This window comes from Mesorhizobium loti (assembly GCF_013170705.1).
Classification (GTDB): Bacteria; Pseudomonadota; Alphaproteobacteria; order Rhizobiales; family Rhizobiaceae; genus Mesorhizobium; species Mesorhizobium loti_D.
Genome location: NZ_CP033334.1, coordinates 300040 through 313990 on the forward strand (window position 1 = coordinate 300040; position 13951 = coordinate 313990).

General features: G+C 63.9%; 12 protein-coding genes. 7 read left to right on the forward strand and 5 right to left on the reverse strand.

Annotation, left to right across the window (positions count from 1 at the left end):
- Window position 1 precedes the first annotated feature (1 nt).
- Together EB815_RS01355 and EB815_RS01360 are read right to left on the reverse strand one after the other, a co-directional pair.
- Window positions 2–844: an ABC transporter permease gene (locus EB815_RS01355; RefSeq protein WP_081294940.1), complete on the reverse strand. Its 843-nt coding sequence runs from the start codon at window positions 842–844 to the stop codon at window positions 2–4.
- A complete protein-coding gene (locus EB815_RS01360) occupies window positions 844–1824 on the reverse strand; it encodes an ABC transporter permease (RefSeq protein ID WP_432442963.1) in 981 nt (326 codons plus the stop codon). The genes EB815_RS01355 and EB815_RS01360 overlap by 1 nt, the downstream gene beginning before the upstream one ends.
- A gap of 219 nt (window positions 1825–2043) precedes the next feature.
- Here EB815_RS01360 and EB815_RS01365 point away from each other — a divergent pair, with 219 nt between their 5' ends.
- From EB815_RS01365 to EB815_RS01390, 6 genes are all read left to right on the forward strand, one after another.
- Window positions 2044–2853: an IclR family transcriptional regulator gene (locus EB815_RS01365; RefSeq protein ID WP_056569367.1), complete on the forward strand. Its 810-nt coding sequence runs from the start codon at window positions 2044–2046 to the stop codon at window positions 2851–2853.
- 108 nt (window positions 2854–2961) lie between these two features.
- Window positions 2962–3708: an SDR family NAD(P)-dependent oxidoreductase gene (locus tag EB815_RS01370; protein ID WP_065005415.1), complete on the forward strand. Its 747-nt coding sequence runs from the start codon at window positions 2962–2964 to the stop codon at window positions 3706–3708.
- A 237-nt stretch (window positions 3709–3945) separates the two neighbouring features.
- The gene (locus tag EB815_RS01375; RefSeq protein ID WP_056569361.1) at window positions 3946–5295 is read left to right on the forward strand and encodes a glucoamylase family protein; all 1350 of its coding nucleotides are present in this window, start codon (window positions 3946–3948) and stop codon (window positions 5293–5295) included.
- On the forward strand, window positions 5285–6814 hold the full coding sequence (locus EB815_RS01380; protein ID WP_056569359.1) for a mercuric reductase: 1530 nt from the start codon (window positions 5285–5287) through the stop codon (window positions 6812–6814). The genes EB815_RS01375 and EB815_RS01380 overlap by 11 nt, the downstream gene beginning before the upstream one ends.
- A 168-nt stretch (window positions 6815–6982) precedes the next feature.
- Window positions 6983–8206 (forward strand): glycosyltransferase family 4 protein, encoded by a 1224-nt coding sequence (locus tag EB815_RS01385; RefSeq protein WP_056569356.1) that lies wholly within the window; start codon window positions 6983–6985, stop codon window positions 8204–8206.
- Window positions 8203–9777, forward strand: a complete 1575-nt coding sequence (locus EB815_RS01390) for a glycosyltransferase (protein WP_056569353.1) — start codon at window positions 8203–8205, stop codon at window positions 9775–9777. Before EB815_RS01385 ends, EB815_RS01390 begins: the two co-directional genes overlap by 4 nt.
- Here the strand turns inward: EB815_RS01390 and EB815_RS01395 are convergent.
- The 3 genes from EB815_RS01395 to EB815_RS01405 form a co-directional block, all read right to left on the reverse strand.
- The gene (locus tag EB815_RS01395) at window positions 9760–10758 is read right to left on the reverse strand and encodes a hypothetical protein (protein WP_056569350.1); all 999 of its coding nucleotides are present in this window, start codon (window positions 10756–10758) and stop codon (window positions 9760–9762) included. The genes EB815_RS01390 and EB815_RS01395 overlap by 18 nt on opposite strands.
- Window positions 10759–10861: 103 nt before the next feature.
- Window positions 10862–11437, reverse strand: coding sequence for a DUF1349 domain-containing protein (locus tag EB815_RS01400; RefSeq protein WP_056569347.1), 576 nt, complete (start codon window positions 11435–11437; stop codon window positions 10862–10864).
- Window positions 11438–11492: 55 nt separating this feature from the next.
- Window positions 11493–12932, reverse strand: coding sequence for an aldehyde dehydrogenase family protein (locus EB815_RS01405; protein WP_056570363.1), 1440 nt, complete (start codon window positions 12930–12932; stop codon window positions 11493–11495).
- Window positions 12933–13210: 278 nt separating this feature from the next.
- Here EB815_RS01405 and EB815_RS01410 point away from each other — a divergent pair, with 278 nt between their 5' ends.
- Window positions 13211–13870: a TetR/AcrR family transcriptional regulator gene (locus tag EB815_RS01410; RefSeq protein WP_056570361.1), complete on the forward strand. Its 660-nt coding sequence runs from the start codon at window positions 13211–13213 to the stop codon at window positions 13868–13870.
- The last annotated feature ends 81 nt before the right edge of the window (window positions 13871–13951 follow it).

Consider the following 13951-nt stretch of genomic DNA (forward strand, 5'->3'; position numbering starts at 1 on the left):
CCTAGTCCGACCTTGGATCGAGAATGTCGCGCAGGCCGTCGCCGATGAAGTTGAAGCCGAGCACGATGGTGAGGATGGCGACGCCGGGGCCGAAGGCGATCCACCACTGATAGAAATGCACGGCGCCGTCGGAGATCATCGATCCCCATTCGGGCGTCGGCGGCGTGGCGCCGAGGCCGATGAAGCTGAGCGATGCGGCAAGCAGCACGACCTGGCCGAGATCCATGGTCGCGCTGATCAGCACCGGCGTCCAGCAGAGCGGCAATATATGCGTGAACAGGACGCGGCTTGGCCTGGCGCCGGCGGCGATCGCCGCTTCGACATGCTCGCGCTCCTTAACCTCCAGCACCTGCGCCCGCATCAGCCGGGCATAGACTGGCCACCAGACCAGCACCATGGCGATGGCCGCATTGCCGAGGCCCGGCCCGAGCGAGGCCGCGACGGCCATGGCGAGCAGCATTGGCGGGAAGGACAAGGTGATGTCGACAAGCCGCATGATCGCCGCGCCCGTCAGGCCGCCGACGAAGCCGGAAATGGCGCCGAGCAGCGAGCCTATGACCACGGCGGAGACGACGACCAGAACCGCGATCGGCAGCGAATGCGCCGCTCCGTGCAAGGTGCGGGCCAACACGTCGCGGCCGAGCGCATCGGTGCCCAGCCAGTGCGCCCAGCTCGGCGGCTGCAGGCGGCGCGCGACCATTTCGAGTGGATCGAACCGCACCACCAGATTGGCGAACACGGTCATGAACAGCCAGAACAGGATGACGACCGTGCCGATGACCAGCGGCGCGGTCAGCCATTCGGGAATGCCGGCGGAGCGTGATTTGGTGACGACGGCCGACATCAGCTCAACCTCACCCGCGGATTGGCCACGACATAGAGGATGTCGGTGACGAGGTTGGTGACCAGGAAGGCGAGGCCGCCGACGATGGTGACGCCGATGATCGCCGGGAAGTCGAGCGCGCGGGCCGCCTCCACGGCATAGGAGCCCATGCCGGGCCAGGAAAAGATGGTCTCGGTCAGCACCGCGCCGGTGATCAAATAGGCGAAGGAATAGCCGATGACGGTGAGGGTCGGCACCATGGTGTTGCGCAGCGCATGCACGATGACGACGCGGAATTCGCTTGCGCCCTTGGCGCGTGCGGTGAGCACGAATTCGCGGCTCATCACATCGAGCATGTTGGCGCGCACCAGCCGGGAGATGGTTCCAGACACCGTCCAGCCGAGCACGAAAGCCGGCAACAGCAGGTGCCACACCGCGTCCTTGAAGACGGCGAGGTCGCCGGCCAGCAGCGAATCGATGGTCAGGAATCCGGTGACGCCGGGCGGCAGCGGCAGCCGGGCGTCGAGCCGGCCAGGCCCCGGCAGCCAGTTGAGCATGACCGAGAAGATGAACAGCAGGCCAAGGCCGGACCAGAACACCGGCAGTGAAGAGCCGAACAAGGCGAACAGCCGCGCGCCATGGTCGATCAGGCTGTTGCGGAAATAGGCGGCCAGCACGCCAAGCACGATGCCGAGCGTGGTGCCGAAGATCATGGCGGCGAAGACCAGTTCCAGCGTTGCCGGCAGGCGGTAGAGAATATCAGTGCCGACATTGCGCTTGGTGATGAAGGATGTGCCGAGGTCGCCGCTCATCAGATTGCCGAGATATATCATATAGCGCTCGGGCAGAGGACGATCCAAACCCCAGCGCGCCTTGGCGGCGGCGACCACTTCGGGATTGCTCATCTGCTGTTCGGCGACGATTGCCGTCAGCGGATCGCCCTTGGTCACCGTGGTGATCAGAAAAGCGATGGTGACGATGCCAAGCACCAGGAACGGCATCGCGATAAGCCGGCGCAAAATATAGCGGGACACGTGGCTACCTTCACAAGGACGGGCTTCGTAAGATGGCACAAGGCGCTGGAAGATGCCATCGAGGGGGCATATTGACAGGCTGCAAAAGCCGCTGTCAATATAAATGGAATTTAATTTCATTTTTGACTGCACCGCGCCGGCGAAACCGGCCCGACAGGTGGGCACTCCGCCAGAAAGACCGCCAGCGTGCGCAAGCGAGCGACCCGGGACGAGACGGAAGTTGACGGCGAAGGCGCGCAGCTTTCGACGTCGCTGGTGCGTGGGCTCGGCATCCTGCGCGCCTTCCGGCCAGGCGACACCTCGCTTGGCAACCAGGACATCATCGCGCGCACCGGACTGCCCAAGGCCACGGTCTCGCGCATCACCTACACACTCAGCGCACTGGGTTACCTGCTCTATGACAAGGAGCTCGGCCGTTACAGCCTGGGTCCGGCGACCGTGGCGCTCGGCTATTCGGCACTGAGCTCCAGCGCCGTCGTGCACATAGCAAGGCCGCTGATGCAGCCGCTGGCCGACCTGACCGGTGCGGCGGTGGCGATCGGCACGCGCGACAGCCTCAACATGGTCTATCTCGCCAATTGCCGGTCGGAGAGCCTGGTCACGCTGCGGCTCAATCCGGGTTCCTATCTGCCGATCTGGAAGACCTCGATGGGGCTGGCCTATGCGGCGGGACTTCTGCCCGAGGAGCGGCCCAGCCTGGTACGGGCGCTGCAAGAGGCCGAGCCCGACAAGGCAGCGATGATCGCCACGGCGATCGAGGAGGCGATCGACCAGTACGCCCGGCTTGGCTACGTGACCTCGTTCGGCGCCTGGCACAGCTATATCCACGCGGTCGGCGTGCCGTTTCGCCCGCGAGACGGCTCGCCGCTGGTCGCCATCACTTGCGGCGGTATCGGCGAGATCATCACCGAGCAACGCGCACATGCCGAAATAGGACCGGCGCTGGTGGCGATGGTGGAAGCGCTGCGCCGAGAGCTTGAGGGAACTCCGGCCTGATCCGCATTGGCCCAGAGAATGGGGCCTCCATGCCGGCTTGAACTTGCCTGGCCGTGACCTCACAGTCGCCGCGGCCGATCAAGCCGGTTGCGGACAAGGGAGAAGCAAATGAACTTCGCGGGGCGCTTCGACGGTCGGACGGCTGTCATCACGGGCGGTGCCTCGGGCATCGGCCTGGCGGTCGCGCAAAGGATCGTCGCGGAAGGCGGACGCTCCAGCGTCTGGGACCGCGATCCGGCCCAGATCGAACAGGCGAAGATCATCATCCCTGGCCTGCATGGCGTTGCCATTGACGTCGCCGATGCCACCGGCGTCGAAGGCGCCGCCGCACGGACCATCGAGGCTCTTGGCGGCGTCGACATCCTGATCACCAGCGCGGCCATCACCGGGCCGAACATGACGACCTGGGCCTATTCGGCCGAGGATTGGCAGAAGGTCATCGACATCAACATCAATGGCGTCTTCTACTGCAACAAGGCGCTGGTGCCGCACATGCTCGAGCGCAATTATGGCCGCATCGTCAACATTGCCTCGATCGCCGGCAAGGAAGGCAATCCCAATGCCTCCGCCTACAGCACTTCAAAGGCGGCGGTGATCGGCCTGACCAAGTCGCTCGGCAAGGAACTGGCCAAGACCAAGGTGACGGTGAATTGCGTGACGCCGGCGGCGGTGCGCACCGCGATCTTCAAGCAGATGAGCCAGGAGCACATCGACTTCATGCTGTCCAAGATACCGATGGCGCGCTTCGGCGAGGTCGAGGAGGTGGCGGCACTGATCTGCTGGATCGCCTCGGAGGAGTGCTCGTTCACGACGGCCGCCGTGTTCGACGTCTCCGGCGGCCGCGCCACCTATTGAGCCTGATCGAAACATCCCGGCCCTGGCCGGTGCGACTACAATTCCGCGTGACGAGGCAACGATCGGAACCGGACAGGCGTATAATAGCTGCCGATTGAACGGGGCGGTGACACAACAGGGTTTGCGGGAAAGCCATGACACGACGAGACAGCCCGGCAAGGCCGATCAGCCATTGCCGCCATACCGGCACCGTGCGATCGACGGAAACATTGACCATCAGGCTGGAGTTTGCATCGTTTGCCTGACGCAGATCCTGCCGCATTGTCCGATGACGAGCTTCTGGACCGCTACCAGCGCGCCGCCTTCGGCTATTTCCTGGAGAATGTGAACTCCGACAACGGTTTGGTCGCCGATACGTCGCGGCCGAACTCGCCGGCCAGCATCGCTGTCGTTGGTTTCGCCCTGTCCTGTTATCCGATCGGCGTCGAGCGCGGCTGGATGTCGCACATGGCGGCAGCGGAGCTGACGCTCGCGGCGCTGCGTTTCTTCTCGGCCAGCCCGCAAGGCGGCGGCGACGACGTCACCGGCCACAAGGGTTTCTACTACCATTTTCTCGACATGCGGACCGGGCTGCGCGTCTGGCGCTGCGAACTGTCGATGGTGGACACCGCCCTGCTGATGGCCGGTATCCTGGTGGCCGGCGCCTATTTCTCCGGCGATAATGAACAGGAAGCCGAAATCCGGCACCTGGCCGAAGCGCTCTACCGGCGCGTCGATTGGCGGTGGGCGCAAGGCAGCAGTCCGACCCTGCGGCAGGGCTGGAAGCCGAAGAGCGGTTTTCTGCATTATGGCTGGGAGGGCTACAACGAGGCGACCATCCTTTACGTGCTGTCCATGGCCTCGCCGGACAACCCAACCTCCGACGACAGCTACGAGGCCTGGACGGCGACCTACCAGTGGGAGAACATCTACGGCCATGACGTGCTCTATGGCGGGCCGTTGTTCATGCACCAGTTCTCGCACGCCTGGATCGATTTCGCCGGCATCCGCGACGCCTTCATGCGCGAGAAGAATTCCGACTATTTCGAAAACAGCCGCCGCTCGACATACCTCCATCGGGACTATGCCCGCCACAACCCCTATGGTTTCGACGGCTACGGCGAGAACCTTTGGGGCCTCTCGGCGGGAGACGGGCCCGGGGGCTTTCGCGCCAGTGTCGAGCGACGGAGGCATCGGTTTTCCGGCTATGCCGCACGCGGCGCTCCCTTCGGGCCGGATGATGGCACGATCGCGCCCTGGTCCTATCCGGCATCGCTGCCTTTCGCGCCGGACATCTGCCTGGCAGCGATGCGTCATCTCGGTGAGCGCTATCCCGAGGTGATCGAGAATTTCCGGCTGCCCAGCGGATTCAATCCGACCTTGGCCAACCGGCGAAAATTCGGCCGCAACGGCTGGGTATCGGAAGGCCATTACGGGCTGGACCAGGGCATCGTGGTGATGATGATCGAGAACCACCGCTCGCGCCTGATCTGGGAACTGATGCGGTCCAATCCGCACATTCGCCGCGGCCTGGGAAAAGCAGGCTTCACCGGCGGCTGGCTGGCGCGGTCGGCAGGCTCCGCCTCAGGGGCCTACGATGCCGCGTGAACGGACAAAGGCCGCCAGCTTCCCGGTCGACCGCAACGACGTCGAGTTGATCCGGAGCGCGCATCCGCCGCATTGGAAGAACCCTACCCCCGACGGTCCCTACAATCTCGTCGTCATCGGCGCCGGGCCGGCGGGGCTGACCGCGGCGCGTGACGCGGCAAGCCTCGGCGCGAAAGTCGCGCTGATCGAGCGTTGGCTGATCGGCGGTGCGTGCGTCAATGTCGGCGGCATTCCGTCAAAGTCGATCATCCGCACGGCCAGGCTCTATGCCGACATGCGCGATGCCGAGAATTTCGGCGGCGACACGCCCGAGCATCTTCAGGCCGACTTCGAGCGGGCCATGACGCGGATGCGACAGATCCGGCAGCGGATAAGCGGCGCGGATTCGGCCGCGGCCATCGCGGCCGAAGGCATCGACCTCTATTTCGGCGAGGCCCGCTTCGCAGGGCCGGATACGGTGGCGGTCGCGGACAGGACGCTGCATTTCAAGAAGGCATTGGTCGCGACAGGCGCGCATCCGAGCGGGCCGGCGATTCCAGGACTCGCCGAGGCCGGCTACCTCGACAATGAGAGCATGTTCAACCTCACGCAACGTCCTGAGCGGCTGCTGGTCATCGGCGGCGGGCCGCTTGGCTGCGAGACGGCGCAGGCCTTTTGCCTGCTCGGCGCGAACGTTATCCTGGCGCAGAACGATCCGATGTTCCTGCCCGGCGAGGAACGAGACGCCGCGCAGATCCTTTCGGACGCGCTGGCGCGCGAGGGGATCGAGGTGCGCCTGAACACCGAAGTGGTGGCGGTGCGGACAGAGGGCGGCAAGAAGCTCGCCGACCTGATGCGGGATGGTGACACGACGACGATTTCCGTCGACGAGATCATCACCGGCGTCGGCCGTTCGCCCAATGTCGAAGGCCTCGGCCTGGCACACGCCGGGGTGGCGTATGACGCCAACGGCATCAAGGTGGACGATCACCTGAGAACCACGAATCCGAACATCTACGCGGCGGGCGATGTGTGCCTCGAATACAAGTTCACCCATACCGCCGAAGCCACGGCGCGCATTGTCGTGCGCAATGCGCTGTTTCGCGGGCGCGAAAGGCTGAGCGAACTCGTCGTTCCCTGGTGCACCTATACCGACCCGGAGATCGCCCATGTCGGTCTCTATCCGATCGAAGCGCGCCGCAACGGCATTCCGGTCAAGACCTATACGGTGCTGATGCATGACGTCGCCCGTGCCGTTATGGACGGGGAAGAAGAGGGGTTCGTCAAGATCCATGTCAGGGAAGGATCCGACCGTATACTGGGAGCGACTGTCGTCGCCAGCCATGCCGGCGAGATGATCAACGCAGTGACGCTCGCCATCAGGTCGGGCATGGGATTGCACGCCCTGGCCGATGTCATTCATCCCTTCCCGACGCAGGCGCAAGGTATCAAGATGGCGGGCGATGCCTACAGGCGGACCCGGTTCACCTCCTTGCGCAGGCGCCTGGCGGTGCGCTGGCTGGCTTGGTCCAGGCGTTGAACCTCGCGGCCACCGAGGGCTCGGGGCGGAAGTATTCAGAAATATACGGTGCTTGACGAAAGCCTTGTTCAGCTCAACAAGGTGGCGCCGATGCTTGTGGTCACGGAATCGTTGTGAATGCCGTCTGAATTGGGGCCTCTGCCCGGAACAACGCCCCGGGCGTCCGCTTTGAGCGGCTCAGGCGCGCGGCCGGCTGTCGGCTCGCCCGAGCGGGCGGCCCCGAAGCGTACGCTGATCGTGTCGCATGACCCGGCCTTTCCACCGGCTTCGGGTGCGGATCTGAGAAACTACCGCAAGGCTGAAGCGGCCGCCAGGTTCGGCCCGGTCTGCCTGGTCTCGGTACGACCGAAGACAGAAGGGAACGTGCCAGATCCATTGATCCGCGTAGAGGCCCTGTCGGCAGAGGGAGAGCCCCGCACGGCCTCGATCGGTTGGTGGCGCTCAAGGGCGGAGAATCGCATTCCGCGTTCCGCCCTGACGCGGCTTAAGACGCTCATCGGTGAATTCCGCCCGGACACTATCGTCATCGAGAGCATCAGCCTGTTCAAGCTGATGCGGCCTCTCAGACCGCTGGCGGAGCAGCTCATTCTCGACATGCACAATGTCGAATCCGACCTGGCCGGGCAGATCAGGCATCTCAGCACCAAGCGAACCGCGGCTGCATTCGGCGTCAGGCTCCTTGAGAGGAAGGCACTATCCCTTGTCGACAGGGTATGGGTCTGCTCGAACCTGGATCGCCAGAAGCTGATGGCGCTTTGCCGGCACAAAATTCCGATCCACGTCGTTCCGAACGGAATTCCGCAAGCCGGCAATGGTCCCGGGCACCTGCCTGCCGAGCCGTCAACCGGCAACGGCTTTCCGGTGATCGTTTTCATCGGCCATCTCGCCTATCCCCCAAACGTCGATGCCGCGCAGCGATTGGCCAATGTCATATTGCCTCGCATCCGAAACGCACTGCCGGGTGCCAGGCTCGTCCTGGCTGGACGCACCCCAAGACCGGAGGTGCGGGCACTGGCCGGATTGCCTGGTGTGGAGCTCATCGAGGATCCCGCGGATGTCGCGCCACTGTTGTCCAGCGCGCATCTCACCATCGTCCCGCTGACGGCCGGCGGCGGCACACGCATCAAGATACTGGAAGCAATGGCCGCGGGCGTGCCGGTGGTCGCCACGCCGATCGCGGCCGAAGGTCTGGACCTGGTGGAAAATGACGAGGTGCTGCTGTCTCACTCCGACGAAACGCTTGCCGAGACGGCCATCGAACTCTGTCTCGACCCCGAACGCAGGGCACGGCAACGCCTTCGCGCGTATCAGGCCGTGTGGGCAAGGTTCGGCCCGCAAGCGATAGCCGATGCCGTTCGCGACGGGCTTGGACTAAACGGTGCGACCATATGATCCCGCCGATCCTGCACCAGACTTGGAAGACCGACAGCGTTCCCGCACGCTTCCAGGCGTATGCCGAGAGCTGGAAACAGTACAATCCGCACTGGACGGTGATGTTCTGGAGCGACCGGATGCTGCTCGAATTCGTGGCCGGGAACTACCCTGATTTCCTGCCAATGTTCTGCGGCTACACGAACGGCGTGCAGCGCTCGGATGCGGCCCGCTACATGCTGCTGCATCATTTTGGCGGGGTCTATGCCGACATCGACTGCGAATGCGTCGCGGCCTTCGATCCGATCATGGACGAGAGCCGTGTCGTGCTGTGCAAGGAGCCGGCCTCGCATGCGGCCGTCCAGGCGGATTTCCGGGGCCTGCCCTATCTCCTGTTCAACGGGACGATGGCGAGCCCGCCCCGTCATCCGTTCTGGATGCATCTCCTGTCGATGATGCCCGGGCTCGCCGGCGCCAAGGACGTGCTCGACGCGACCGGTCCTTGCCTTTTGACCTCCGCCCAGCGTGGCTACAGCGATCAGGCGGCCTTCGCCATCCACCCTTCCGGACTGTTCGCGCCGGTGACGTCTGTTGGCAACACGGAGCGCGAGGCCGGCGACGATACGGCGCCGCTTTCGATCCATCACTGGGCCGGCACATGGTGGACCCCGGAGCCGCCGCCGAGATGGACAACCAAGCTTCGCAACCGGGCCTATCGGCTTCGATATCACCTGACGCGCGGTGCGTATCTGGATGAGGCCGCGGCAAAAGCCAGCGTCGACAAGGCTGTCCTCTCGGCACCGCCGCCCCCGGGCGGCAATATTGCCGTTCTGGTGCCGCTTCGCGATGCCGCCGACCTTATCCAACCTTTTCTCGATACGCTGGACGGGCTCGACTATCCCAAGGACAGGATCAAGCTGGTCTTCTGCGAAGGCGACAGCCTGGACGGGAGTTGGGAGCGGCTACAGGCCGCGACGGCGGGACTGGCCGGCAAATATCGCGACATCGTGCTTCTGCAGCGACAGGTCGGCACCAGGCTCGACAGGGCAAAGCGGGCAAAGCCTCGCATGCAACGCGTCAGGCGCGGCGCGATCGCCAAGGTGCGGAACTACCTGATCGATCACGGGCTGAAGGAAGACGACGACTGGGCGTTGTGGATCGATATCGACGTCTGGCGTTTTCCCCGCGATGCGCTGAACCAGTTGATCGCCACCGGGCATCGCATCGCGGTGCCCAACTGCGTGAAGGTCGCCAATGGCGGCAGCTTCGACCTGAACAGCTTCATCATCAGGCGGCAGATCAAGGATTATCGCTACTACCGCGAGATACGCGGCGGCCTTCACCAGCCTCCGGCGCAGACACCAAGTCGATATCATCTCAGTGATGTCAGGCATCTCGACATCATCGGCCTGGACGCGGTCGGCGGAACGATGCTGCTGGTCGATGCCGCCTTGCATCGCGGCGGCCTTCGCTTCCCTGAAATTCCCTATCGCGACCTGATCGAGACCGAAGCTTTTGGCGTGCTCGCCAACGATCTCGGCATCAGGCCGGTCGGCCTGCCGAAGCTGGAGATACTACACGTCCCCTGGTGAAGCGGCGGCCTGCCGAAGCGCCTGCCTGAGCGGCTCCAGACAGGTTTGCGGGCGCAAGCGCTCCCAGACATGGTTCGGGTCCGTCAGATGAGCGACCTTGTCGATCCAGCGTTGCGGCGCTTCTGGATCCCTGACCTCGTGCCAATCCTCGACAATGATGACAGGCAGGCCTTCGTAGAGGGGGTCCATCGGCGATGTCTTGGTTACCACGATGCAGCCGAGATAGAGCAGTTCCCATGTCCGGTGGCAGTCCAGGCCGTTTCCCGTGGTCGAGAGCACGAGCGGGTATTGCGCATACAGCTCCCAGATCGCGCGCTGCGACACGCGTTTCCCGAGGAAATCGACATGTGGGCATCCATCCAGGGCATCAAGCACCTCTCGACGCTGGCTGGAGCCCCTGCTGATGCTGAAATCGCAGAACACCCTGGGTGGACGGCGATCCGCATCCCCCTGCCGGCCGCGCAGGGTCTGCAAATACCGCACCATGCCGGCGGGCGTGGCAAGGGAACGTGGCGTATGAAGGTCCAGCCCGATCGGAAACGGCTTGATCCTCGGATGGTCGCTGTCGCAATTCTGGCTGTACCAGGACACCAGATAGGGGTTGGCGAGAAGCCGCTCGACGGTATCTCTTGCCAGGTCCGATGGCACCGAGGCATCGCCGTCGGTGGTCAGCAGGATGAAGGGCGCCTTGATGGTCGGCAGGGCCACCCGGGTGAACGTGTCGAGATCGCAGGTTCGCGAAACCCTGGCCAAGGTGCTCAGCCGAACCCAGACGATGCCGTACGCGCCGCCATAGTGGTCGCGGAAAAAGGCCTCGCCCTGGGTCGATTCGGTCGATGCGCAGCGATACCAGTCGGGCCCGGCGAAGTCACAGAAATGCGCGATCCCTTGCGACCACAGCACGGGAGGAACGCTGAAGAATCTCAGCGCCTTGGAATACACAGCCTTTTTGCGTTTTGCCCACCAACGCTTCATTCCCATCGGGAACGCTTAGCGCAGACGCGGTGGCGGCTGCAATGTCCTGCCGCTCCATACCCACAAGCCATGCGAGGGCCCGCGCTTCACCCCTTGGACACACCAGTCCTCAGGCGTGCAATTCCCGCGAAATCGGCGGGCCGACCGAAAATCCGGAGAATGTGACTTCGAAACCCTCGCGCTGTGGCGAGCAGCACATCATGCCGACATCGACCGTCTTCGAGATCGGGAAATAGGCGAGCCGCACCGGCTTCCAGCGACCGTCCGAAGCATCCAGATACTGGACGCGGATCGCCTCGCCATGGCGGGTCAGGCGGATGCTGACGCCATTGGAACCGGCATGAATGGCCACCAGCGACCAGTCCGATGTGTCGTTGGTGACCACGACGGAGAAATAGGCGAGGCCGTCGGTGTATTCGATGCCGGCCTTGATCCAGTGCGTCTCGCTCAGCCGGACCATCAGGCCGGCCTGGTCATACAGCACCTTGTAGTCGCCCTTGACGGTGACTTCGGCGGTGAAATCGCCCTCGACTTGCCGATGCAGGAAGTGGCCATTGTCGCGCCAGAAACCGTAGAAGGTCTCGCGCCAGAAATCGGTCTCCTTGCCGGTGCGCACGCGCACCGCATCGCCGTCGATGGCGTGATGCGGCGGGGGATTGAGCCAGGTCAGGTCCTGCAATGCCATTGCCTCGTGCCGGTTCCGTGGTGAAGGTGCGCCGGCCCGACAGGCCGGCGCATCATCAGCCCGCGAATGTATAGGCGGTCTTCACCGTGGTGTAGAACTCCGTGGCATAACGGCCCTGTTCGCGCGGGCCGTAGCTCGAGCCCTTGCGGCCGCCGAAGGGAACATGGAAATCGACACCCGCCGTCGGCAAGTTGACCATGACCATGCCCGCTTCCGAATTGCGCTTGAAGTGGGTCGCGTGTTTGAGGCTCGACGTGCAGATGCCCGACGTCAGCCCGAAGGGCGTGTCGTTGGCGACGGCAAGCGCCTCGTCGTAGTCCTTGACGCGGATGACGCTGGCGACCGGGCCAAAAATCTCCTCGCGCGAACTGCGCATGGCGTTGGTTGCCTCGGTCAGCAGCGCGGGGCTGAGGTAGAAGCCCGGCGTCTTGCGGTCGAGCCGTTCGCCGCCGAAGGCGAGCGTTGCGCCTTCCCTGACGCCGATGGCGATATAATCCTCGTCCTGCTTCAGCTGCGTGGCGTCGACCACCGGGCCGATCTGGGTCTGCGCATCGAGCGCATCGCCGATCACCAGCTTGCCCATCCGCTCCTTCAGCGCATCGACGAAACGGTCGTGGATACCTTCGGTCACGATCAGCCTGGACGAGGCCGTGCAGCGCTGGCCGGTCGAGAAGAAGGCGCCGTTGAGCGCGCAATCGACGGCGACCGCAAGATCGGCATCGTCAAGCACGACCAGCGGGTTCTTGCCTCCCATCTCGAGCTGGAACTTGCGCATGTGTTCCACGCTTGCGGCGGCGACGCGCTTGCCCGTGCCGACCGAGCCGGTGAAGGTGATGGCATTGACGTCGGGGCTGTCGAGCATGGCCTGGCCGACCACCGAGCCCTTGCCCATGACGAGGTTGAGCACGCCCTTGGGCAGGCCGGCGCGATGCAGGATGTCGACGATCGACCAGGCGCTTTCAGGAACGAGTTCGGCCGGCTTGAAGACGATGGTGTTGCCATGAGCCAGCGCCGGCGCGATCTTCCAGGCCGGAATGGCGATGGGGAAATTCCATGGCGTGATGATGCCGACGACACCGACCGCTTCGCGCGTGATCTCGACGCCGACGCCCGGTCGCACGCTCGGAACCATCTCTCCGGTCAGGCGCAATGTTTCGCCAGCAAAGAAATCGAAGATCTGGGCGGCGCGGATGGTCTCGCCAATGCCTTCGGCCAGCGTCTTGCCTTCCTCGCGCGCCAGGTTGCGGCCGATCTCGTCCTTGCGCGCCATGATCTCGTCGGACGCCTTCTTCAGCACCGCGTGGCGCGCCAGCGGACCGGAGCGTGACCATGCCGGGAACGCCGCCTTGGCCGCGGCGATCGCTTGGCTAGCCTGTTCGACGCCCGCCGAGGCATACTCGCCGACAATGTCGCCGGTATTCGAGGGATTGATGTTGCGCGACCCGGCGTCGCCGACCCATTCGCCATCGATGAGGTTTTTTCGAAACTGAGCCATGTCCTGGTCTTTCCTGCTGGTTGGCCGCACGGCGGCATCTGTCCAGACTGGTATTTGCCAGACAATTGCGTTGCGGGAAAGCACGCACTGGCCGAGCCGCCGCGACAAAAATCCCCGAGCTTATCATCCCGGCTTTGATGGGACGGCAGCGGCCAGCACCCGTGAACCCGCAATCCGGCTAACATCGGCCGGATGTCATCACGGCTCAAACGAATTGCCCTGCACACAAGTGTCCACGACCTTGATTTGCCTGATCCGGCATGTCATGCGTCGTGGTGATGGCAGCAATCGAAACGACGATCCAGCGCGCCGGCGCCACCGGCAACATCAAGGCCACTCGTGAAGACTGGCTGAAGCTGGCGCTTGAAACACTGATATCCGACGGTGTCGAACGTGTCCGCGTGCTGACGCTTGGCCAGCAGCTCGACGTCTCACGCTCCAGTTTCTACTGGTATTTCAAGAGCCGGCAGGATCTGCTCGATCAATTGCTGGGCTACTGGCGGCAGACCAACACGAGGTTCATCGTCGAACGCGCCTCGCGGCCGTCGGCGACCGTCATTCGCGGGGTGATGAGCATTTTCGAATGCTGGGTGGATGAAAAGCTGTTCGACCCCCGGCTGGACTTCGCGATCAGGGCCTGGGCCCGCCGCTCGCCCGCAATCCGGCGCGCGCTCGACGAGGCCGACGAAGAGCGTGTCAATGCCATACGCGACATGTTCAAGCGCCATGGCTACGAGGAAGAAGACGCATTCGTGCGGGCCCGCGTCCTCTATTTCATGCAGATCGGCTATTACTCGCTCGAGCTCAACGAACCGATGAGCACCCGCCTTACCCACGTCGCCTCCTATCTGCGCAGCTTCACGGGCCAGGAGCCTCCGGCGGAAGACGTCGAGGAGTTCGCGCGCTATGTCGAGAAAACGCTTTCCGGCAAACGGTAGGCGCGCAACCATCGGCCGAGCGGCCCTTTAGCCTTCATGACGCCATGCCCCATGCGCAGCCCCCTGGATTATGCGCTGCAA

Excerpts from the sequence above, each read along its gene's own strand:
- EB815_RS01355 (WP_081294940.1), bottom strand. The coding sequence starts at position 844 with ATGTCGGCCGTCGTCACCAAATCACGCTCCGCCGGCATTCCCGAATGG.
- EB815_RS01360 (WP_432442963.1), bottom strand. The coding sequence starts at position 1,824 with ATGCCGTTCCTGGTGCTTGGCATCGTCACCATCGCTTTTCTGATCACC.
- EB815_RS01370 (WP_065005415.1), top strand. The coding sequence starts at position 2,962 with ATGAACTTCGCGGGGCGCTTCGACGGTCGGACGGCTGTCATCACGGGC.
- EB815_RS01380 (WP_056569359.1), top strand. The coding sequence starts at position 5,285 with ATGCCGCGTGAACGGACAAAGGCCGCCAGCTTCCCGGTCGACCGCAAC.
- EB815_RS01390 (WP_056569353.1), top strand. The coding sequence starts at position 8,203 with ATGATCCCGCCGATCCTGCACCAGACTTGGAAGACCGACAGCGTTCCC.
- EB815_RS01395 (WP_056569350.1), bottom strand. The coding sequence starts at position 10,758 with ATGGGAATGAAGCGTTGGTGGGCAAAACGCAAAAAGGCTGTGTATTCC.
- EB815_RS01400 (WP_056569347.1), bottom strand. The coding sequence starts at position 11,437 with ATGGCATTGCAGGACCTGACCTGGCTCAATCCCCCGCCGCATCACGCC.
- EB815_RS01405 (WP_056570363.1), bottom strand. The coding sequence starts at position 12,932 with ATGGCTCAGTTTCGAAAAAACCTCATCGATGGCGAATGGGTCGGCGAC.
- EB815_RS01410 (WP_056570361.1), top strand. The coding sequence starts at position 13,211 with ATGGCAGCAATCGAAACGACGATCCAGCGCGCCGGCGCCACCGGCAAC.